The 21,962-nt window shown below is 64.7% G+C and carries 21 protein-coding genes, 1 pseudogene and 1 riboswitch; of the genes and pseudogenes, 18 read left to right on the top strand and 4 right to left on the bottom strand.

Annotated features, from left to right (window positions below; genetic code table 11):
* The first annotated feature begins 13 nt into the window (after positions 1-13).
* From AB5K84_RS12730 to AB5K84_RS12700, 7 genes are all read left to right on the top strand, one after another.
* Positions 14-652 (top strand): Vgb family protein, encoded by a 639-nt coding sequence (locus AB5K84_RS12730; protein WP_038966417.1) that lies wholly within the window; start codon positions 14-16, stop codon positions 650-652.
* Between the two features lie 140 nt (positions 653-792).
* Positions 793-2,361, top strand: a complete 1,569-nt coding sequence (locus tag AB5K84_RS12725) for a DUF4403 family protein (RefSeq protein WP_441232429.1) — start codon at positions 793-795, stop codon at positions 2,359-2,361.
* 135 nt (positions 2,362-2,496) lie between these two features.
* Positions 2,497-3,606 (top strand): ABC transporter ATP-binding protein, encoded by a 1,110-nt coding sequence (locus AB5K84_RS12720; protein WP_011089384.1) that lies wholly within the window; start codon positions 2,497-2,499, stop codon positions 3,604-3,606.
* 55 nt (positions 3,607-3,661) lie between these two features.
* Positions 3,662-4,720, top strand: coding sequence for an ABC transporter substrate-binding protein (locus AB5K84_RS12715; protein ID WP_011089385.1), 1,059 nt, complete (start codon positions 3,662-3,664; stop codon positions 4,718-4,720).
* Between the two features lie 22 nt (positions 4,721-4,742).
* Positions 4,743-6,005 carry an ABC transporter permease gene (locus AB5K84_RS12710; RefSeq protein ID WP_375762332.1) on the top strand — a complete coding sequence of 421 codons (1,263 nt, stop codon included), beginning with the start codon at positions 4,743-4,745 and terminating at the stop codon, positions 6,003-6,005.
* Complete coding sequence (locus tag AB5K84_RS12705; RefSeq protein WP_441232428.1) at positions 6,002-6,832, top strand: ABC transporter permease; 831 nt, start codon at positions 6,002-6,004, stop codon at positions 6,830-6,832. The genes AB5K84_RS12710 and AB5K84_RS12705 overlap by 4 nt, the downstream gene beginning before the upstream one ends.
* 263 nt (positions 6,833-7,095) lie before the next feature.
* A complete protein-coding gene (locus AB5K84_RS12700; protein WP_441232427.1) occupies positions 7,096-8,307 on the top strand; it encodes an ABC transporter substrate-binding protein in 1,212 nt (403 codons plus the stop codon).
* A 220-nt stretch (positions 8,308-8,527) separates the two neighbouring features.
* Here AB5K84_RS12700 and AB5K84_RS12695 read toward each other — a convergent pair whose 3' ends face one another.
* Positions 8,528-9,055: a PRC-barrel domain-containing protein gene (locus AB5K84_RS12695; protein WP_028176286.1), complete on the bottom strand. Its 528-nt coding sequence runs from the start codon at positions 9,053-9,055 to the stop codon at positions 8,528-8,530.
* Positions 9,056-9,277: 222 nt separating this feature from the next.
* Positions 9,278-9,847, bottom strand: a complete 570-nt coding sequence (locus tag AB5K84_RS12690) for a hypothetical protein (protein WP_441232426.1) — start codon at positions 9,845-9,847, stop codon at positions 9,278-9,280.
* Positions 9,848-10,027: 180 nt separating this feature from the next.
* Here AB5K84_RS12690 and AB5K84_RS12685 point away from each other — a divergent pair, with 180 nt between their 5' ends.
* Positions 10,028-10,798, top strand: a complete 771-nt coding sequence (locus AB5K84_RS12685) for a response regulator (RefSeq protein WP_441232425.1) — start codon at positions 10,028-10,030, stop codon at positions 10,796-10,798.
* Between the two features lie 13 nt (positions 10,799-10,811).
* The gene (locus AB5K84_RS12680) at positions 10,812-12,137 is read left to right on the top strand and encodes an ATP-binding protein (protein WP_441232424.1); all 1,326 of its coding nucleotides are present in this window, start codon (positions 10,812-10,814) and stop codon (positions 12,135-12,137) included.
* 8 nt (positions 12,138-12,145) lie between these two features.
* Here the strand turns inward: AB5K84_RS12680 and AB5K84_RS12675 are convergent, their stop codons facing one another.
* Positions 12,146-12,391: a hypothetical protein gene (locus tag AB5K84_RS12675; protein WP_161533660.1), complete on the bottom strand. Its 246-nt coding sequence runs from the start codon at positions 12,389-12,391 to the stop codon at positions 12,146-12,148.
* 296 nt (positions 12,392-12,687) lie between these two features.
* On the opposite strand from AB5K84_RS12675, the gene AB5K84_RS12670 reads away from it, so the two are divergent.
* The 8 genes and pseudogenes from AB5K84_RS12670 (at position 12,688) to AB5K84_RS12635 (ending at position 20,039) form a co-directional block, all read left to right on the top strand.
* Complete coding sequence (locus tag AB5K84_RS12670; RefSeq protein ID WP_060908634.1) at positions 12,688-13,230, top strand: lytic transglycosylase domain-containing protein; 543 nt, start codon at positions 12,688-12,690, stop codon at positions 13,228-13,230.
* A 134-nt stretch (positions 13,231-13,364) separates the two neighbouring features.
* Positions 13,365-13,492: riboswitch (TPP riboswitch) on the top strand.
* Positions 13,481-14,491: an FAD-dependent oxidoreductase gene (locus AB5K84_RS12665; RefSeq protein WP_441232423.1), complete on the top strand. Its 1,011-nt coding sequence runs from the start codon at positions 13,481-13,483 to the stop codon at positions 14,489-14,491. It overlaps the preceding riboswitch by 12 nt.
* A 7-nt stretch (positions 14,492-14,498) precedes the next feature.
* On the top strand, positions 14,499-14,696 hold the full coding sequence (thiS, locus tag AB5K84_RS12660; RefSeq protein WP_441232422.1) for a sulfur carrier protein ThiS: 198 nt from the start codon (positions 14,499-14,501) through the stop codon (positions 14,694-14,696).
* A gap of 171 nt (positions 14,697-14,867) precedes the next feature.
* The gene (locus AB5K84_RS12655; RefSeq protein ID WP_441232421.1) at positions 14,868-15,650 is read left to right on the top strand and encodes a thiazole synthase; all 783 of its coding nucleotides are present in this window, start codon (positions 14,868-14,870) and stop codon (positions 15,648-15,650) included.
* A complete protein-coding gene (locus tag AB5K84_RS12650) occupies positions 15,637-16,245 on the top strand; it encodes a thiamine phosphate synthase (protein WP_028176293.1) in 609 nt (202 codons plus the stop codon). The genes AB5K84_RS12655 and AB5K84_RS12650 overlap by 14 nt, the downstream gene beginning before the upstream one ends.
* Before the next feature lie 199 nt (positions 16,246-16,444).
* On the top strand, positions 16,445-18,343 hold the full coding sequence (gene thiC / locus AB5K84_RS12645) for a phosphomethylpyrimidine synthase ThiC (RefSeq protein WP_441232420.1): 1,899 nt from the start codon (positions 16,445-16,447) through the stop codon (positions 18,341-18,343).
* A gap of 128 nt (positions 18,344-18,471) precedes the next feature.
* Positions 18,472-19,152, top strand: a pseudogene (locus tag AB5K84_RS12640) (CBS domain-containing protein); the annotation flags it as partial.
* 344 nt (positions 19,153-19,496) lie between these two features.
* Entirely contained in the window at positions 19,497-20,039 is a 543-nt protein-coding gene (locus AB5K84_RS12635) for a mismatch-specific DNA-glycosylase (protein WP_441232419.1), read from the top strand.
* A gap of 160 nt (positions 20,040-20,199) precedes the next feature.
* Here AB5K84_RS12635 and AB5K84_RS12630 read toward each other — a convergent pair whose 3' ends face one another.
* On the bottom strand, positions 20,200-20,928 hold the full coding sequence (locus AB5K84_RS12630; protein WP_028176297.1) for an SDR family oxidoreductase: 729 nt from the start codon (positions 20,926-20,928) through the stop codon (positions 20,200-20,202).
* Positions 20,929-21,133: 205 nt separating this feature from the next.
* Here AB5K84_RS12630 and AB5K84_RS12625 point away from each other — a divergent pair, with 205 nt between their 5' ends.
* Positions 21,134-21,781 carry a glutathione S-transferase family protein gene (locus AB5K84_RS12625; protein ID WP_028176298.1) on the top strand — a complete coding sequence of 216 codons (648 nt, stop codon included), beginning with the start codon at positions 21,134-21,136 and terminating at the stop codon, positions 21,779-21,781.
* Positions 21,782-21,962 lie beyond the last annotated feature (181 nt).

Here is a 21,962-nt window from a genome sequence, read left to right as displayed (position 1 = left end):
AGGGATCAAGCACATGAAACGTTCAGCCGCCGAGATCGTCAGGGAGTACGGGCCCTTTCCGGGCGTCGAGGCCGTGCACGGCGTGACCTATGACGGCACGCATGTCTGGTTCGCATCCGGCGACAAACTGAACGCGGTCGATCCGGCCAGCGGCAAGCTCACACGCTCGATCGATGTCGCCGCGCACGCCGGGACGGCGTTCGACGGCCGGCACCTGTTCCAGATCGCCGAGGACCGCATCCAGAAGATCGACGCAGCGACCGGCAAGGTGGTGAACACCATCCCGGCGCCCGGCGGCGGTGGCGATTCCGGACTCGCCTGGGCGGAGGGTTCGCTGTGGGTCGGCCAATATCGGGAGCGCAAGATCCATCAAATCGATCCGGAGACCGGGGCGGTGCTCCGCACCATCGAGAGCAAGCGCTTCGTGACCGGGGTGACGTGGGTCGACGGCGAGCTCTGGCACGGCACCTGGGAGGGCGATGACAGTGACATCAGGCGGATCGACCCGGAGAGCGGCAAGGTGCTGGAGCAGCTCGACCTGCCGGCGGGCACGATGGTCTCGGGCCTGGAGTCCGATGGCGGTGACCGTTTCTACTGCGGTGGCGGAGATCGCGGCAATGTGAGAGCGGTCCGCCGTCCGCGGCGCGGCTAGCCCCGCGATGACGGCCTGAATGTGCGGCAACGGCGCGCACGCGGCCGTTAACACATTCGCCCCAATTCCACCCCATCGATGCGCTCTAGCGCCCTCCTCTCCCGCCCTGTAGAATCCCTCGCGGGCGGCCTGGGGGTGAGATGCGTCTGGCGTTGAATTTCAAGACTATCCTGATTGCCGTGGCGGTGCTCGCGGCGTCGTTCTTCATCAGCCTGAAGGCGATGGACAGGCTGTCGCCGCGCGCGACCAATTCCGCGCCCCCGGTCGCACAGCTGCCGCCGCTGCCGCCGGCCTCGAAGAGCTCGATCGTGGTCGCGCCGGTCGCCATCGCGATCTCGGCGATCCGCGAGCAGGCCGAGAAGGCCGCGCCGCGCAATTTCGCCGGCAAGGCCGACAATCCGATCTCGCAGATCCTGGAGAACGCCGACATCGGTTGGTCCGCCGTGCGCGGACCGATGGCGGCTGCCGGCGACAAGGACGTGCTGACCATCTCGACGCCGCTCAGCGGCAAGCTGAACGTGACGGGCTCGCTGTCCGCCAAAGCCACGGGCGCACTCGGCGACGCGCTCGGCAGCGTGCTCGGCGGTGACGCGGCGAAACGGATCGGCGCGGTCAACATCAAGAATCTGAACGCCAGCGCCGAGATCAAGGGCAACGTCATCGTCACCTCGCGTCCGAAGCTCGCGGCCAACTGGCATCTCGAGCCCAATCTCGGTGCGCAGGTCAACCTCGGCGACACCAACCTCAACGTCTCCGGCGCCAAGGTCAACGTGCCGGCGCAGGTCAAGCCGCTGATCGACAAGAACGTCGGCGAGCAGATCAACATCGTCTCCGAGCGCATCCGCAACGATCCGTCGCTGCGGGAGAATGCCAAGCTGCAATGGGCCAGGGCCTGCCGTACGATCCCGCTGCAAGGCTCGGGCTCGTCGGCCGCGCTGCCGCCGCTCTGGCTCGAGATGAAGCCGACCCGCGCAATCGCGGCACAGCCGCGCGTCGACGCCCAGAACGTGACGCTGCTGCTTGGCCTCGAGCTGGAGACCCGCGTGACCTCGGCGCCGTCCAAGCCAGACTGCCCGTTCCCCGACAAGATCTCGATCGTGCCGCCGACCGGCACCGGCGTGAGCATCGGCGTGCCGATCGACGTGCCCTTCACCGAGATCAACAAGCTCATTGCGGCGCAGATGGTCGGCCACACCTATCCCGAGGACGGCTCGGGCCCGGTCGACGTCACCGTGAAGAGCGTCAACGTGGTTCCGTCCGGCGACCGGTTGCTGATCTCCCTTCTGGTGCGCGCGAAAGAAAAGAAGAGCTGGCTCGGCCTCGGCGCCGAGGCGACCGTGCATATCTGGGGCCGGCCGATGCTCGACCAGGCCCAGCAGACGCTGCGGCTCGCCGACATCCAGCTCGCGGTGGAATCCGAGGCCGCCTTCGGGCTGCTCGGCGCGGCGGCGCGCGCGGTGGTGCCGCAGATGCAGCAGGCGCTGGTGCAGAAGGCGACGCTCGATCTGAAGCCGATCGCCGCCAACGCCCGCGAGAAGATCGCGGCCGCGATCGCCGACTACCAGAAGAGCGAGGACGGCCTCAAGGTCGACGCGAAGATCGACAGCCTGACGCTCGCCGACATCGCCTTCGATTCCAAGACGCTGCGCGTGGTCGCGGAAGCCGGCGGCTCGCTCAACGTGTACGTGACCAAGCTGTCGGGGATGTAGCGCGTCTTCACTCACCAAGCCCGCGCGTGTCTTCGTCGCTTGCGCCGCTAGCATTCTCATCGGAGGATGCTAAGCTGTTTCTCGCAACCTCGAACGAGGTCCTGACAGCACTGTAGCCGATGACGCGAGGACAACATGGAAGCCGGCATGGTCACGCTTGCGCCGGCACTGGTGCGATTTTCCGGCATACAGAAGACCTATGATGGCGAGCACCTCGTGGTGAAGAACCTCGACCTCGACATCAGGAAGGGCGAGTTCATCACCCTGCTCGGCCCGTCGGGCTCGGGCAAGACGACCACGCTGATGATGCTGGCTGGCTTCGAGGTTCCGACCCATGGCGAGATCTATCTCGCAGACCGGCCGATCAAGAACATGCCGCCGCACAAGCGCGACATCGGCATGGTGTTCCAGAACTATGCCTTGTTTCCGCACCTGACGATCGCGGAGAATATCGCCTTCCCGCTCTCCGTCCGCAAAATCAACAAGGCGGAAGCGCAGGAGCGCGTCAGGGCGGCGCTCCGCATGATCAAGATGGAAACCCTGGCGCACCGGCGACCCGGGCAGCTGTCCGGCGGTCAACAGCAGCGCGTGGCGCTGGCCCGCGCGCTGGTTTTCAATCCGCAACTCGTACTGATGGACGAGCCCCTTGGCGCCCTCGACAAGCGCCTGCGGGAGCAGATGCAGCTGGAGATCAAGCAACTGCACGAGACGATGGGCATCACCGTCGTCTACGTCACCCACGATCAGAGTGAAGCGCTTACCATGTCGGACCGCATTGCCGTGTTCAACGACGGCATCGTGCAGCAAATCGACAGGCCCGACGCGCTGTATGAGCATCCGGTGAACAGCTTCGTCGCTCACTTCATCGGCGAAAACAACGTGCTGGCCGGCACCGTCGAGACGGTCGACAAGGACTATTGCCGCGTCGCGCTGGCGGGTGGCGGCGCCGTCACCGCACGGGCGGTCAATGTATCAGGCGCGGGCGCATCGACCTCCCTGTCGGTGCGGCCGGAGCGCGTCGCCATTGTCCCGGACGGCACCTCCAGCGAAGGACCGAACCGGCTGCCGGCCAGGGTGCAGAACACCATCTATCTCGGCGACCACGCGCTGGCCGTGCTCGATGTCGCCGGCAACGGGGAGTTCATGGTCAAGCTTCAGCCGGGGGCGCATCACAGTCTCATTCCTGGCGAAAGCGTGTTCATCACCTTCCGGCCCGAAGATTGCCTCGCCCTCGATCCCGTTTGATCCGAACCTGCAACGATCAACGTCAACGTAACGCACATGAGAAGGAACAAGGACCATGCTGAAGCGCAAAACTGGCAGGATTGCTCTGGGTTTCGTCGCGGCATTCAGCGCCAGCGCTGCGCTGGCCACGGTCGCACAGGCGCGTGATCTCACCGTCGTGTCGTGGGGCGGCGCGTATCAGGATGCGCAGAAGAAGGTCTATTTCGAGCCGTTCAAGAAGGCGGCCGGGGCTCCGATGAACGACGAGTCCTGGGACGGCGGTGTCGGCGTGCTGCGCGCCAAGGTGCAGGGTGGTGCCGCCACCTGGGACGTCGTGCAGGTCGAGAGCGATGAACTGGCGGTCGGCTGCGAGGAAGGCCTGTTCGAGAAGCTGGACTATTCCAGGATCGGCGGCGAGGCCGCCTATATCCCGCCGTCGGTCAACGCTTGCGGCGTCGGCGCCATCCTCTACGATTTCGTTCTCGGCTACGACAAGGACAAGCTGAAGCAGGCCCCGAGCGGCTGGGCCGACTTCTTCGACACCAAGAAGATTCCGGGCAAGCGCGCCTTGCGTCAGGGCCCGAAGACCACGCTGGAGATCGCCCTCATGGCCGACGGCGTCGCGCCGAAGGACGTCTACAAGGTGCTGGCGACCGACGAAGGCGTCGAGCGCGCGTTCAAGAAGCTGGACACCATCAAGGGCGACATCGTCTGGTGGAAGGCCGGCGCGCAGCCGCCGCAACTGCTCGCCTCCGGCGAGGTGGCTATGACCTCGGTCTACAATGGCCGCATCGACACCGCGAACAAGAACGAGAAGAAGAATTTCGGCATGGTGTGGGACGGCGCGCTCTTCACGCTCGACAGCTGGGTCATCCTGAAGGGTAGCCCGAACAAGGACGCGGCCTACAAGTTCCTGGACTTCGCAGGCAAGGCGGAGAACCAATCAAAACTGTCGGAGAACATTGCCTATGGCACCTCGAACAAGGACGCAGCCGCTCTGCTCGCGCCCGCCGTTCTGAAGGACCTGCCGACAGCGCCTGACAACATCAAGAACGCGGTCGAGATCAACGTTGCCTTCTGGCTCGAGAACATCGACCGTCTGACCGAGCGCTTCAACAAATGGGCCGCGAAATAGCGCGCCCTGCAAGGCTCGACCAATGACGAATGCGCTTTTAACCGGCGCCGATGCGCAGACCGAAGTGCCGCTCAAGCGCCGATTGAGGCGTGCCGAGCGGACACGCCAGGTCAAGGCATTGGCGCTGGTAGCGCCGCTTCTCGTCTTCCTGCTCTTCACCTTCGCAGGCCCGATCGCCGGCATGCTGTGGCGCGCCGTCGATGACCGGGAGGTGCGCCAGGTTCTGCCGCAGACCATAGCTGCTCTCGCCGACTGGGACGGCAAGGACCTGCCGGACGAAAAGGCCTTTGCAGCGCTGGCAAGCGACATCCAGGCGGCGCGCGCGTCCGGCACCATGGCCGTCGCGGCCAAGCGGCTCAACTACGCGCTGAACGGCTTCCGCACGATCCTGACCAGCACGGCACGCAATCTGAAGGCGGCGCCGGAGCAAGGGGCGGCCAAGGAGACCCTGGGCAAGATCAATCCGGCCTGGCGCGAACGCGCCACCTGGACGACGATCAAGGACGCCAGCGGCCCAACGACAGGCTTCTACCTTCTGGCGGCGCTCGACCTGACGCGGAACGCGGACGGCGCGATCGTCGCAGCTCCGCCGGATCAGGCGATCTACCGCGACGTGTTCGCCCGCACCTTCCTCATCAGCCTCAGCGTCACGGCACTCTGCCTGATCCTCGGCTTCCCCGTCGCGTACCTGCTGGCGACGCTGCCGCCGGGCCGGTCGAACCTGCTGATGATCTTCGTCCTGCTACCGTTCTGGACATCGCTTCTGGTCCGCACCTGTGCCTGGATCGTGCTGTTGCAGAGCAAGGGCGTCGTGAACGACAGCCTGCAGTGGCTTGGCATCATCGACCAGCCGTTGCGCCTGATCTACAATCGCTTCGGCGTCTGCGTGGCCATGACCCACGTTCTCCTGCCCTTCATGATCCTGCCGCTGTACAGCAGCATGAAGGCGATCTCGCCTGCTTACATGCGCGCCGCCGCCTCGCTCGGTGCGCCACCACTCACCGCCTTCCTGCGGATCTACCTGCCCCAGACGCTGCCCGGCATCGGCGCGGGAAGCCTGCTCGTCTTCATCCTGGCGCTCGGCTACTACATCACACCGGCACTCGTCGGGGGCGCCGCCGACCAGATGATCAGCTACTTCATTGCGCTCTACACGACCGAGACGGCCAATTGGGGCCTTGCTTCGGCGCTGGGTGCGGTGCTGCTGCTCGCCACTGTCCTGCTCGCTCTCGTCTACGGCAAGCTGGTGCAGGGCCAGCAGGTCACGGGAGGAATGAAGAATTGAGCGACAATTCCACCCTCCGCACGCCCAGCCAGCGCATCGCGTGGACCGCGACCATCATTATCTCCACGTTGGTATTCATCTTCCTGATCGCGCCGATCCTGGCGATCATGCCGCTGTCGTTCAGCTCGGGCTCGTACCTCACCTATCCGCTGCCAGGCCTCTCCTTGCGCTGGTACGACGATTTCATCAATTCGCCGCGCTGGATGAATTCGCTGAAGAACAGCATGATCATCGGCGTTGCCTCGACTCTGCTGTCGATGGTGCTTGGTACGCTGGCCGCGCTGGGGCTGGCGCAGTGGAAGAGCCGGTTCAAGCCGCTCGTGCTCGCTTTCGTGCTGTCGCCGGTCGTCGTGCCCGGCGTCATCACCGCGGTCGGCCTGTATTTCTTCTTCGCGCCGATCGGGCTGACCGGCAGTTACCTCGGCTTGATCCTGGCCCACACCGCGCTGGCAACGCCCTTTGTGGTGATCACGGTCGGCGCGACGCTGCAAAGCTTCGACACCAATCTGGCGCGCGCCGCCGCCTCGCTCGGCGCCTCGCCGCTTGACGCGTTCCGCCGCGTGATCCTGCCGCTGATCCTGCCGGGCCTCGCCTCAGGTGCGCTGTTCGCCTTCGCGACCAGCTTCGATGAGGTGGTGATCGTGCTGTTCATGGCGGGTCCGGAGCAGCGCACCCTGCCGCGCGAGATGTTCAGCGGCATCCGCGAGAACATCAGCCCGACCATCACGGCAGCGGCGGTGATTCTGACCACGGTATCGGTCATCCTCCTCGCCACCCTGGAAGGCTTGCGCCGACGCAACGAACGGCTCAAGGGCAGCAGCACCTGAAGGGCCCCCGCTGTCATTCCGGGGCGCGCGCAGCGCGAGCCCGGAATCCATCGGGCCGCAGCGACGGTGGATGAATGGATTCTCTGATGCGCAACTGCGCATCAAAGCTCGCGCCCAAGGGGGCGCGCCCCGGAATGACGACAGATCCCCCTCCATATTTCTCATCCCCCTCACGCATCTTTGGCTTAGCTGCCGCGACCGTTTGTCGCTAGAACAGTCCCCGCAACAACGCCCCAAACAACAACACACAGGGAGAAAACAACATGCAAAAACTCATCGCCGCCACAGCAGTCGGTCTCGCGCTCGCCGCTACATGCGGCACGGCGCGGGCGCAGATTTCCGACGATGTCGTCAAGATCGGCGTGCTCACGGACATGTCGAGCCTCTATGCGGACGCGACCGGCAAGGGCTCGCTCGCCGCCGTCGAGATGGCGGTCGCCGATTACGGCGCCAAGGTCGCGGGCAAGCCGGTCCAGGTGGTTGCCGCCGATCACCAGAACAAGCCCGATGTCGGCGTCAACATCGCCCGCAACTGGTACGACAACGACAAGGTCGACGCGATCTTCGACGTGCCGACCTCATCGGTCGCGCTGCCGATCTCGGCGCTGACGCGGGAAAGGAACAAGATCAACATCAATTCCGGCGGCGGCTCCTCCGATATCACCGGCGTCGCCTGCTCGCCCAACACGGTGCACTGGACCTACGACACCTATGCGCTGTCGAACGTCGCCGGCAGGGCGATGGTGAAGCGCGGCGAGGACACCTGGTTCTTCGTCACCGCCGACTACGCCTTCGGCATGGCGCTCCAGCGCGATGCCGCCAACGTGGTCAAGGAGAGCGGCGGCAAGGTGCTCGGTGAAGTCCGTCATCCGCTCAACTCGTCGGACTTCTCCTCCTTCCTGCTCCAGGCCCAGGCCTCCAAGGCCAAGGTGGTCGCGCTGGCCAATGCCGGCGGCGACACCACCAATGCGCTGAAGCAGGCCGCCGAGTTCGGCCTCACTCAGGGCGGCCAGAAGATGATCGCGCTCCTGCAGGAGATCACCGACACGCATTCGCTCGGCATCAAGGCGACGCAGGGCCTGATCGTCACCGACGCGTTCTACTGGGACATGAACGAGGAGACGCGCGCCTTCTCGAAACGCTTCAACGAGAAGGTCGGGCACATGCCGACCATGATCCAGGCCGGCCTCTATTCGGCAACCATGCACTATCTGAAGGCGATCGAGGCCATCAAGACCGACGAGGCGCCGAAGGTGATGGAGCAGATGCGCTCAACGCCGGTCAACGACTTCTTTGCAAAGAACGGAAAGATCCGCATCGACGGCCGCATGGTCCACGACATGTATCTGTTCGAGGTCAAGAAGCCCGAGGAGTCCAAGGGCGAGTGGGATCTCTACAAGCTGATCGCCACCGTGCCCGGCGACGAGGCATTCCGTCCGCTCGACAAAGGCGGCTGCCCGCTGGTGACGCACTAAACAGGGCTCTCCCTCTCCCCGCTTGCGGGGAGAGGGTTGGGGTGAGGGGGAGTCTCCACAACGACGGTGACAGTTAGACTCGCGGAGAGTCCCCCTCACCCACTTCGCATCTTCGATGCGAAGTGACCTCTCCCCGCAAGCGGGGAGAGGTGGGGAAGAGCACGACAGCGCGCCCGGCGAAAACCGGGCGCGCGTCGTTCAAATCGTCACGCGAACCGCATTACTCCGAGTACTTGAACTCGGGCATGTTCTTCAGCTCGTCCTTGCTCGCGTTGAACACGGCGTGGTCCGGATACCACTTCGACGAAGCCGTCACGGTCGTCGCGGTCTTGTCGGTGCCGGTCGCGGCACCCGTGGTTGTGGTCGTCGCCGGCTTGGCGTTCGGATTTGTGCCGGCCGCGCCGGTATAGGCGACGGCCTCATTGACGAACTTCAGCTTGTCATAGGGCACGGCAACCAGATGCTCGCCCATGCCGAGGAAGCCGCCGACGCCGATCACGGCGATCTTGATGGCGCCGCTCTTGTCCATCAGCAGATCGTTGATCGAGCCGATGTTCTCGTTGGCGTCGTTGTAGATCTTCAGGCCCGGCATCTTCGACGTGCGCCATTCACCCGAGGCCGACGTGGTCGTCGTGGTGGTGGCCGCGGTCGGCGCCTTGTCGGTGGTGGCGGTCGGCGATTGCGCAAACACAGCAGTCGCAAGCAGCGCGGTGCCGGCAAGGCCGGCGGCGATTGATTTCATCAGCATTGTTGTCCTCTCCTTCAGCAAAAACTCGTATGGAGAGAACAGCGCCGATCACGCGCAGTTCCTAAGCTGCGGCGATTTCGTCGCACAACGGTGGCGCTGCGTTGCAGTGAAAGTTCCTCACGTCACGCAGGAACGTTCCAATGCACAGTTCCCCGCCGACGATCATGCGCCCTGGGTGAAGCACGAGCGCGGCGGGGAACGCGCCGACCTGCGTCGCTCAGGTCAGCTCTTGTAGTCGATCAGGAGTGCGGAGAAATCCGAGTTGCTGGACGAGTTGCCGTTGGCACCATACGACGACGCCGACGATTGCGACTGCTGAAGCGCCTGGAGGAATTGCTGGAGAATCTCCGCCGTCGTCGAATAGCTCGACGTGCTGCTGGTGGAGTCCGTCGACGACGAATCCGAAGAACTGTCGTCCGGCGGCGGGCCGGGCGGCGGTCCGCCTGCGCCACCGGCTCCGCCCGCACCACCGGGACCGCTCGCGAAGGCGGACTGAAACACGCCCTTGAGCTGTTCGGCCTGGTCCGAGGTCAGCGTCCCGTTCGACACCTCGTTGGAGATGAGGTCGTCGATCTTCGACTTCATGTCGTCCCTGGAGGGACGCGCGCCGCTCGACTGGTCGCTCGAGCGGCTCTGCTGGAGCGCCGTGTCGATGTCGGTCAGCGCGGTCGAGAGCGCGGACTGGTCCGACGACGAGATCGTGCCGGCGGAAACTTCCGATTGCAATTCCTGCTGCAGCCGCTGGAGCGGCGACTGATGGGTACCGGCGGAGGCCGCCGAAATCGAGGTCATGATGGCTCCGTGGATCTTGCGGGGTTTCTTGTATGGCCGCGCCACGGTATGGTTAACGGCCTTAACGAGACCTTGCCGCGCCAGTGCCCGGGTGTGTCCCGGCATTGCGACGGGGCCTGCAGAAACAATCCGAAACAAAAATCTTCGCCTTTTGGCCCGAATCTTGGACAAACAAAGCGCATGGCCATTCTCAATCCCAACATCCTGGTCGTCGAGGACGACCGCGAAACGCGGACGTTGATTGCGAAGTACCTGCGCAACAACGCCTGTAACGTCACCGCCGTGAGCGATGGCCGCGAGATGTCGCGCGCCATGGCCGATCATCGCGTGGACCTCATCATCCTCGACGTCATGCTGCCGGGCGAGGACGGCCTGAGCCTCTGCCGCAAGGTGCGCTCGGAGGCGCAGACGCCGATCATCATGCTGACCGCGCGCGGCGAGGACGTCGACCGCATCGTCGGCCTCGAGATGGGCGCGGACGACTATCTGGCAAAGCCCTTCAACCCGCGCGAGCTGCTGGCGCGCATCAACGCGGTGCTGCGCCGCCAGGCCGCAGCTCAAGCGGCAAGCTCGATCGAGGGCGCCTCCACGCTCGCCTTCGAAGGCTGGCGCATCGACCTGCGGCTGCGCGAGCTGCGCAATCCGGAAGGCGCGCGCGTCGCGGTGACCAGCGCCGAGTTCGATCTGCTCAGGACATTCTGCGAGCGGCCCGGCCGCGTGTTGTCGCGCGACAGCCTGCTCGACCTGACCCAGGGCCGCAACACCGGCTCGTTCGAGCGCTCCATCGACGTGCTGGTCAGCCGCATCCGCCGCAAGATCGAGCCCAATCCGGCCGATCCCACCATGATCAAGACGGTGCGCTCCGGCGGCTATCTGTTCACGCCAAGAACTGAAGCAGCGAGAACTGAAGCAGCAAGCACCGAAGCGGTCGCGGCCCCCCTGGGCAACTGAGGGGGCGCCGACGATGAAGCCGTTCGGGTTCTTCCATCTCAAGGGTATCGGCGGGCAGATCGCAGCCCTGGTGCTGGCTTCCACCGTCGCGCTCCATCTCGTCGTCACCGCCGCCTTCCTGATCAGCCGGCCGGACCGCCCGGACACGCCGCCGGACGGCGCCCATCAATTGACCGATGCCGCGCTGCTGCTCGGCTCGGCCGAGGCCGGCGAGCGGCCGCGCCTCGTCGCCGACCTCGCGCGCGCCTTCCCCAAGCTCGGCATCGAGATGCACGCGCCCGGCACGGCGGCCATTGTCGCGGCGAGCGACAGCCAGCACCTGCGCGGGATGCGCCGTCATCTCGGGCGCGGCTACAAGGTGGTGCAGCTCGCCGCCGACGACACCGCGCACCGCGTCGGCGTCGAATTGCCAGACGGCAGCGTGATCGCCGGCCGTGTCGATGGCGGCCCGCGGCCGTGGTTCTGGGGCGCACCGTGGCTGACGGCGCTGATGACCACCTTCATCTGCGTCACCGTGCTCGGCCTGTGGGCGGCGCGCGCGCTGGCCGCGCCGCTGTCCTCCTTCGCCGAAGCCGCCGAGAATTTCAGCCTGGACGGCGAAGCCGATCCGCTGCCCGAGCGCGGCCCGGAGGAGATCCGCTCGGTGGCGCGCGCGCTCAACCGCATGCATGAGCGGATCGCGCGGCTGATGTCGGATCGCACCAGAATGCTGGCGGCGATCAGCCACGATCTGCGCACGCCGATCACGCGGCTGCGCCTGCGCGCCGAGTTCATCGAGGACGAGGTCAACCGCAAGCGCATGCTGATCGATCTCGACCAGATGCGCTCGATGCTGGAATCGGTGCTGTCGCTCCTGCGCAACGACCGCAACGTCGAGGCGGTGACGCTGGTCGACATCGCCAGCACGCTCCAGCTCATTGCCGACCAATTCGGCGACATGGGCCATGTCGTGCACTATGACGGCCCCGCTTCGGCCACCGCGGCGGCGCGTCCCGACGACCTGCATCGCGGCGTCACCAACCTCGTCGAGAACGCCGTGCGCTACGGCGCCGAGGTCACGATCCGCCTCGACATATCCGGCACCAGGCTCGTCATCGACGTCGAGGACGACGGCCCCGGCATTTCGGATGCACGCAAGCAGGAGATGCTGGAGCCGTTCGCGCGCGGCGACGATGCGCGCACGATGGACGAGTCTACCGGCTTCGGCCTCGGCCTGTCGATCGCGCACGCGATCGCGATCGCCCATGGCGGGACGCTGTCGCTGCACGACCGCAAGCCGCACGGGCTGATCGTGCGGATGGAGCTGCCGGTCTGGCAGGAGCCGCGGCTCGCCGCGTAGAGCGCCGCTTAAGCCGCGAGCGGGGTGTGCGTGACGGCGACCTCGTCGAAGATCGCCACCGCCTCGAACTGATAATTGCAGGCGCGGCACGTCCAGAGATAGGAGATGCGCCCCTCGCCCGGCTCGATCCAGTCGGGCTTCGGAATCGGCGCGCCGCATTGAGCACAGGGATTTTGCCGGGGGATGTCGCCGAAATGTGCCTTGGCCAAGTCCGCGCTGACAAAGTCCGCGTTGGCCATGTTGGTTTTTGTCATGGCACCTCTCCCGATTTGCAGCGTTTTCATCCTCGCTTTCGCGTCTGCGCGCGAATAGACAGACGTGCTGTCGCGAGCGGGGGTCGTCCGCCCCGAAGCTCAGCTACGCCAGCATTGCGTCGTAACAGCGGCTCGGCGCCGCAAAATCGTCAGCGGCGGCGTTTGGTCACATCATCGCCGTGTTCCGGAGTCCTAAAGCATGATCCGGAAAAGTGCACCGCGGTTTTCCGAACAGATCATGCTCAAACAATAACAACAGCCGGGCGCAGGTCGCTCAGGGACGTCAGGGATATCTGATGAAAATTTTACGTGTCGCCGCGCTCATCGCGGCCGGACTGGTGTCGCCGCAGGCCGCGTTCGCGGGTGAAGCCGAGTACGCCGAGATGGTCGCGGCCCATGCCCGCGCCAACGGCGTGCCGGAAGCGCTGGTGCATCGCGTCATCATGCGCGAAAGCCGCTATCAGCCCGGCCTCGTCGGCCATGGCGGCACCATCGGCCTGATGCAGATCAAGCTCGCGACCGCCCGCGGCGTCGGCTACACCGGCGATGCCGCCGGCCTGCGCGATCCCAACACCAATCTCACTTACGCGGTCAAATACCTCGCCGGCGCCTATCGCGCCGCCAATGGCGACCATGCCCGAGCCGTGCGTTATTTCGCGGGCGGCTATTACTACGTTGCAAAGCGGCAGCGCCAGGAAACGGCGCAGCAGATGGTACGAGAGGCCAGCAACGAGGCCTGGCTGGAGCCGAACGGCAACCCGCAGCCGATGTTCGGCACCACGCCGCACAAAAAGCTCGCCCAGCGCGTCCGCAACGCGCGGGCCCAGGTTCCACACTAACCGCTGTCATTCCGGCGCAGTCCGCAGGACTGAACCCGGAATCTCGAGATTCCGGGCTCGATGCTTCGCATCGCCCCGGAATGACTGCCCTGTGGCTAACGCGTTGACCACCCCGCCCCGCTGGCATACATTGGCACCGTTCCGAGGGGTGCTCCGAGGAGGAGCTGAGATACCGCTAAATGGGCAAATCCGCCCAGGACCGCGGTGACCCTTTGAACCTGATCCGGGTCATGCCGGCGAAGGGACAGGGATGTTACAGACGACCAAGCGAGCGGAATCCGCGGTATCCATCATCGGCGCAGGCATTGCGGGCGCCTGGCAGGCACTGCTGTTCGCGCAGGCCGGCCACGCCGTGACCTTGCACGAGCGCGGCGACGCTGACATGATGGACTCCACCAGCCATTGGGCCGGCGGCATGCTGGCGCCCTGGTGCGAGGCCGAGGTCGCCGAACCCATCATCAGCCGGCTGGGCCAGCGCTCCCTCGACATCTGGCGGCGCGAGCTGCCCGACACGCCCTTCAACGGTTCCCTGGTCGTCGCCCATCCGCGCGAGCGCAACGATTTCGAACGCTTTGCCCGGATGACCGAAGAGCACCGCCGGCTCGATGCCGCCGGCCTTGCCGAGCTCGAGCCGTCGCTGGAAGGCCGCTTCCGCGACGCGCTATTCTTCCCGACCGAGGGCCATGTCGAGCCGCGCCGCGTGCTGCCGAAGCTGCACGAGCGCATCCGTGCCGCCGGCGGCACCATCAAGTTCTCCAGCGACGTCAGCGCCGCCGATCTCGACGGCATCGTGATCGACTGCCGCGGCCTGTCCGCGCGCGACGAGCAGCCTGACCTGCGCGGCGTCAAGGGCGAGATGATCCTGATCGAGACGAGCGAGGTGCAGCTGGCGCGCCCGGTGCGGCTGATCCATCCGCGTTGGCCGCTCTACGTGATCCCGCGCGAGGACAACCTGTTCATGCTCGGCGCGACCTCGATCGAGGCCGAGGACACCGGCGTCAGCGTGCGCTCGGCGCTGGAGCTCTTGGGTGCGGCCTATACCGTGCACCCGGCGTTCGGCGAGGCGCGCATCGTCGAGTTCGGCTCGGGCCTTCGCCCCGCTTTCCCCGACAATCTGCCGCGTATCGGCATTCGCGGCGAAAAGATCGCCGTCAACGGGCTCTACCGCCACGGCTTCCTGATCGCGCCGGCGCTCGCCGAGCTGACCTTGCAATACGTCCAGCGCGGCCAGATCGACAACGAGGTGATGCAATGCGGGTGATCGTGCAATGCTTGTGATCATCAACGGTGAGCAGCGCGAGGTGGCTTCCGTCAGCGTGGACGCGCTGCTCTCCGAGCTCGACTACGAAGGCACCCATTTCGCGATCGCGCTGAACTACGACGTCGTGCCGAAAGGCCGCTGGGCCGAGACGAGCTTGAAGGCCGGCGACGAGATCGAGATCATCACGCCGCGGCAGGGAGGGTGATGGGATGATAGCACACTCTCTCCACTTGTCGTCCCCGCGAAGGCGGGGACCCATAACCACAGGGAGCGGTTATGGCGGCCGATCTCTCCCCGCATGCCCCAAGAGAAATCACGCGGTATGGGTCCCCGCCTTCGCGGGGACGACAGTTGAACTTGAGGAGACACCTCGCACATGGTGACCTTCTACGGCAAAACCTTCGCCTCGCGCCTCCTCATCGGCAGCGCGCTCTATCCCTCGCCGGCGATCATGCAAGGAGCGATCCGTGCCGCCGGCTCGAACATCGTCACCGTGTCGCTGCGTCGCGAATCCGCCGGCGGCAAGACCGGCGATGCGTTCTGGAATCTGATCCGCGAGCTCGACGTCACCGTGCTGCCGAACACCGCCGGCTGCCGCAGCGTGCGCGAGGCGGTGACGACCGCAAAGCTCGCGCGCGAACTGTTCGGCACAAGCTGGATCAAGCTGGAAGTGATCGCCGACAACGACACGCTCCAGCCCGACGTCGTCGGCCTGGTTGAGGCAGCAAGCCTCCTGATCAAGGACGGTTTTGAAGTGTTCCCCTATTGCACCGAGGATCTCTCGGTCGCCAACCGCCTGGTCGATGCCGGCTGCAAGGTGGTGATGCCGTGGGCCGCGCCGATCGGCTCGGCCCGGGGCATCACCAACCGCGATGCGCTGAAGCTCTTGCGCGACCGCCTGCCCGACATCACGCTGGTGGTCGACGCCGGCCTGGGCGCGCCGAGCCACGCGGCGCAGGCGCTGGAGCTCGGCTATGACGCCGTGCTGCTCAACACCGCCATCGCAAAAGCCGCCGATCCCGTCGCCATGGCCAATGCCTTCCGCCTGGGTGTCGAGGCCGGCCGCACCGCCTTTGAGGCCGGGCTGATGAACGCCCGCGACTTCGCCTCCCCCTCCACCCCTGTCGTTGGGACCCCGTTCTGGCATGCCGTATCCTGATCGCTTCTACCCTGTCGTCGACAGCCTCGCCTGGGTCGAGCGCCTGACCAAGCTCGGCGTCGGCACGATTCAACTGCGCGCGAAAGACCTGAACGACGCCGAAGCGCTGCAGATCGTCACCGACGCGCTCGCCATCACCGAGGGCACGCAGGCCAAGCTCGTGGTGAACGATTACTGGCGCGCGGCGATCGTCGCCGGCGCAAAGTATCTGCATCTCGGCCAGGAGGACCTCGCCGACGCCGATCTCAAGGCCATCCGCGAGGCCGGTCTGTCGCTCGGCATCTCCACCCATGACGACGCCGAGCTTGCGACCGCGCTCGCCGCCAAGCCGGATTACATCGCGCTGGGCCCGATTTTCTTCACCACCTTGAAGTCGATGCGCTTCGAGCCGCAGGGCATTCCGAAGATCACGGAATGGAAAAAGCGCATCGGCACCATCCCGCTGGTCGCGATCGGCGGCATCAAGTTCGAGCACGCCGCGGAGATTTTTGCCGCGGGCGCCGATTCCATCGCTGTCGTCAGCGACGTCACGCAAAATGCCGACCCCGACGCGCGGGTGCGGCAATGGCTCGGCGAGTCGAAGGAGGCGGCGTGATGCACGCTCTCTCACCCCACACTCCACTGTCATCGCCCGGCTTGACCGGGCGATCCAGTACGCCGCAGCTTCTCGACTCTAGCCGCACCGCCTCGGAATACTGGATCCCCGCCCCCCGTGCGCAATTGCGCACTAGGCGGGGATGACAGCGGTATTTGCCTCTCGCGCAGCGACATCAACGAATTAACCGGAGGATCCCATGAACATCCGCTCCAACCCCGATAAGACCGTCCCCGCCGTCACCACCGGCCCGCTGCCCTCCTCGCGCAAGATCTTTGCCTCGCCCGATGCGGCCCCCGATCTGCGGGTGCCCCTGCGCGAGATCATCCTGTCCGAAGGCGCCGGCGAGCCGAACCTGCCGGTGTACGACACCTCCGGCCCCTACACCGATCCGTCCGTGACCATCGACGTCAACGCCGGCCTTGCCCGCAACCGCAAGCAATGGGTGCTGGAGCGCGGCGGCGTCGAGGAATATGAGGGCCGCCAGGTCAAGCCGGAGGACAACGGCAACCTCTCCACCGACAAGGCCGCGCGCGCGTTCAGCGCCTATCACAAGCCGCTGCGCGGCCTCGACGGCCACAAGATCACGCAGCTCGAATTCGCCCGCGCCGGCATCATCACCAAGGAGATGATCTACGTCGCCGCGCGCGAAAATCTCGGCCGCAAGGAGCAGCTCGAGCGCGCGGAAGCAGCGCTCGCCGACGGCGAGAGTTTTGGCGCCGAGGTCCCCGCCTTCATCACCCCGGAGTTCGTCCGCTCCGAGATCGCGCGCGGCCGCGCCATCATCCCCTGCAACATCAACCACTCAGAACTCGAGCCGATGATCATCGGCCGCAACTTCCTGACCAAGATCAACGCCAATATCGGCAACTCGGCCGTCACGTCGTCGGTCGAGGAGGAGGTCGAGAAGATGGTGTGGGCGATCCGCTGGGGCGCCGACACCGTGATGGACCTCTCGACGGGGCGCAACATCCACACCACCCGCGAATGGATCCTGCGCAACGCGCCGGTGCCGATCGGCACCGTTCCCATTTATCAGGCGCTGGAGAAGTGCAACGGCGATCCGGTCAAGCTGACCTGGGAGCTCTACAAGGACACGCTGATCGAGCAGTGCGAGCAGGGCGTCGACTATTTCACCATCCACGCCGGCGTGCGCCTGTCCTACATCCACCTCACCGCCAACCGCGTCACCGGCATCGTCAGCCGCGGCGGCTCGATCATGGCGAAGTGGTGCCTGGCGCATCACAAGGAGAGCTTCCTCTATACGCATTTCGACGAGATCTGCGACCTCATGCGCAAGTATGACGTCTCGTTCTCGCTCGGCGACGGCCTGCGCCCCGGCTCGATCGCGGACGCGAACGACCGCGCCCAGTTCGCGGAGCTGGAGACGCTCGGCGAGCTGACCAAGATCGCGTGGGACAAGGGCTGCCAGGTCATGATCGAAGGCCCCGGCCACGTGCCGATGCACAAGATCAAGATCAACATGGACAAGCAGCTTAGGGAGTGCGGCGAGGCGCCGTTCTACACGCTTGGACCGCTGACCACCGACATCGCGCCGGGCTACGACCACATCACCTCAGGCATTGGCGCGGCCATGATCGGCTGGTTCGGCTGCGCGATGCTCTGCTACGTCACCCCGAAGGAGCATCTCGGCCTGCCCGATCGCAACGACGTCAAGACCGGCGTCATCACCTACAAGATCGCGGCCCACGCCTCCGATCTCGCCAAGGGCCACCCGGCCGCCCAGCTCCGCGACGACGCGCTGTCCCGCGCCCGTTTCGACTTCCGCTGGAGCGACCAGTTCAACCTCGGCCTCGACCCCGACACCGCCAAGAACTTCCACGACGAGACCCTGCCGAAGGAAGCCCACAAGGTCGCCCATTTCTGCTCGATGTGCGGCCCAAAATTCTGCTCGATGAAGATCACGCAGGATGTCCGCGACTACGCGGCGACGCTGAACGATCCGAACTCGATCGGCATGTCGATGAGCGGCACCGCCGAGGACGGCATGAAGCAGATGAGCGCGAAGTTCAAGGAGATGGGGAGCAGCGTTTATCTGGATGCGGAGAAGGTGAAGGAGAGTAACCGGGTGTTGTGAGGGGGCGTTAGTGCTCTGCATTTATTGAGACCCAGGTCGGGGCAAAGCCCCGACCTCTTCGAATGCTATTGCTACCATCGGGCCAAGATATATCATAGGTTGCATTAACAACCTGTGGGGCTCGACTTATGAATCTGTACTTGGCAAAAATTTCGGAAGAACTGGGTAGTGGCAAAGTCCCACCGCCAGTCACAACGCGAGAATTTCTATCTTGGTTTGGTGCCCAACGACGGGGCTATCGAACAGTTCAGCAAATCCGTCGGGAATTGGAAAGATACAAGCTTCAAACCGCACCAGATTTTGAAGCGAACTATATCGACTCGCCCCTACAGATCGCTCCCGATGCAAACGACGCTGAGCCTACAATCATAGTGAGTGACAGTGTTGAAGCCACGAGCGCTGAGGAAATCCCACCGCTCATAGATGCACGAGCTTCAAGCTCTGACTGGGCTCGGGAAGACCCGACATACCGGATCAGTAAATTGGCCCCAGCAAATCAACCCGTGGTCTGCATAAAGCCAGATGGATCTTTAGCCGAGGCGGTAGCTCTTCTGCTTCTGAAAAACTTCTCGCAGATTCCGGTCATGTCGAACGAGAGGGAGGTGAAAGGTGTCATCACTTGGGCAACCATCGGGTCTCGACTAGCTTTGTCAAAATCACCCAGCGAATGGGCCCGAGACTTCATGGAGCAACATCACGAAATCCGCAGCAACTTTTCCATCTTTGATGCGATTCCCATCATCGTGACACATCAATACGTATTGGTGAGAGGCGAGGACAATAAAATTAGCGGAATCATAACGGCCAGCGATCTAAGCGAACAATTTCAGTTGCTCGCTGAGCCATTTCTTCTTCTCGGAGAAATTGAGAATCTCCTCCGCAACCTAATTGCCGAGCGCTTCTCTTCCGAAGATTTGGCAGCTATTCGCAATCCTAATGACAGCTCCAGACAGATCGAAGGCCCAGATGATTTGGCATTTGGGGAGTATTTACGACTATTGGAAAATCCTGATCGTTGGAAGCAGTTTGGTCTAGCGATCGACCGAGTGAGTTTTTGCAAGGATTTGGATGGTATGCACCCCGCCAGTCGTGCGTTGAGCAACTGCTCTTGTGAGCAGCTAACCCACCTAGGACAGACTCACGGACGGTTGAAGTGCCCGCGACGCCCCCCCACCGCCTCCCCGACCAGCTCCGCCCCCACCTCCGCCTCGTCTTCGTCGGCACCGCCGCCTCTACGCGCTCGGCCGAACTCGGGCACTACTACGCCCATCCCGGCAACCGCTTCTGGCGCGCGATCCATGAGGCCGGCATCACGCCGCGGCGTTATCAGCCGGGCGAGTTCGCGTCGCTGCTCGATCTCGGGATCGGCTTCACCGATCTCTCCAAGACCGGCGCCGGGATGGATCACCAGATCGCGACTGACACGATCGACGTGCCCGGCTTCAGGGCCAAGATCGAGAAGTATCGGCCGAGGACGATTGCGTTCACGAGCAAGAAAGCGGCGAGCTTGTTTTACGGCAGGCCGTCGAGCGGGATTTCGCTGGGGCGGCAGCCGCGGGATGGAAGCTGGCCTGAGGTGTTCGTGCTGCCCTCGCCGTCCGGTGCTGCGTCCGGGCATTGGACGCTGGAGCCGTGGCGAGAACTGGCGGCGTGGATTGCTGCGCTGGACGTTCAACACCCACAGACCTCATCCTGAGGAGACCGCCACCGGGTCCGCGCAATGCGCGGCCCGATGACAGGCTCCGCAGTCGTCTCGAAGGATGGCCGCGGGCGAGATGATGGGGCCTGCATGGTTCGAGACGGCGCTTCGCGCCTCCTCACCATGAGGAATGGACACCGTCACCCGCGCATGCGCCCTAAAGATCGAAATTGGTCGGCAACATCACCACGTCTCGAATGGTCATGCCGCGCGGCCGCGTCAGCATGAACATCACGACCTCGGCCACGTCGCTGGCTTCCAGCAGGCTTCCCGAGTCCCTGGCTTCCTTCAGCTTCTCGGGCGGCCAGTCCGCGAGCAGCGCGCTGACGACCGGGCCGGGCGAGATCGAGCCCACGCGAATGCCATGCTTGAAGACCTGGCGCCGCACCGTCTGGACGAAGCAGTTGATCGCCCATTTGGACGACGCATAGACCGGCTCCCACGGCGTCGGAAAATGCGCCGCCAGCGAACTCGTGACGATGATGTCGCCGGTCCGGCGTTCGATCATGTGCGGTAGCACGTCGTGCACGTTTTTCATCACGACGTTGACATTCAGGTTCAGCATCCGGTCGATCGCCATGGTGTCGGCATCGACCAGATCGCCGCCGACATACGTGCCTGCGTTTGCATGCAGGATGTCGAGCTGGCCGGCCTTCTCCAAGACGCGCGGCAACAGCGTTGCGCAGTCTTCTGGATCGAGCAGGTCGACGACCAGCGGGATCACGGTGTCGCCGTGCTTGTTGCAGAGCGCCTTCAGCGCAGCCTCGTCGCGATCGACCATCACCACGCGCGCGCCCGCAGCCAGCATCGCCTCGGCACTCGCCAATCCGATGCCGGACGCGGCTCCGGTCACGGCGGCAACCTTGCCTTCCAATTCTCTCGCCATGGGGGCACCATCCTGCTGAGATTGGCAGTATAGCGATCCAAAGCGACCTGGCGAAGTGGATCACGTCGCAAAACGGTCAACGCGCGTAGGCAATGGGTTTCGCTTTGTTCTACCCATCCTACGCGCCAGAAAACGCGATAGGTTGTCGGAACCCACCCGGCCCGTTCGTCCTCTGGACAATACGCCACCACCCCGGAGCCCCCCGATGCCCACCATCACCGCCTTCGAAAGCTCGCCCGACCGCGGCAGGGGACAGGCGCGCGACATGCGGGTTCGCTGGGCGCTGGAGGAAGTCGGCCAGCCCTACGACGTCCGCCTCGTCTCGTTCGCGGCGATGAAGCAACCGGCGCATCTTGCGCTGCATCCGTTCGGGCAGATCCCGACCTTCGAGGACGGCGATCTCGCGCTGTTTGAATCGGGCGCGATCGTGCTCCATCTCGCCGAGCGCCATGCCGGGCTGCTGCCGCTCGAGGCAAATCCGAGGGGCCGCGCGATTGCATGGATGTTTGCCGCGCTCAATACGCTGGAGCCGCCGATCGTCGAGCTCGGAATGGCGATGCTGTTCGAGCGCGACAAGAGCTGGTACGAGGCGCGCCTGCCCATGTTGCAGGATCGCGTCCGTACCAGGCTCGGCGAGTTGTCCCGTCGCCTCGGCGATGCCGACTGGCTCGACGGAGCGTTCAGCGCCGGCGATCTCATGATGGTGACGGTGCTGCGCCGGCTCAACACCTCCGGCCTGCTGGACGAATACCCTGACATCGCCGCGTACGTCGCCCGCGGCGAAGCCCGGCCGGCGTTCAGGCGTGCGTTCGAGGCGCAGTCGGCGGTGTTCACCGCCGCGTCGCGTTCGTAGGAGCAAGGTTCGGAGCGGTGCCGCACACTCAGTCGTCGTCCCGGCGCAGGCCGGGACCCATACCCCCAGGGAGAGGTTTGGCGAAGACTCATTGTTCGGTACTACGCCCGCCCACAACACATAGATCACGCGGTATGGGTCCCGGCCTGCGCCGGGACGACACTGTGAGCTTGGCGAATTC

It is taken from the genome of Bradyrhizobium sp. 1200_D9_N1_1 (assembly GCF_052075915.1).
Taxonomy (GTDB): Bacteria; Pseudomonadota; Alphaproteobacteria; order Rhizobiales; family Xanthobacteraceae; genus Bradyrhizobium; species Bradyrhizobium diazoefficiens.
This window is presented reverse-complemented; position numbering and strand designations above follow the sequence as displayed.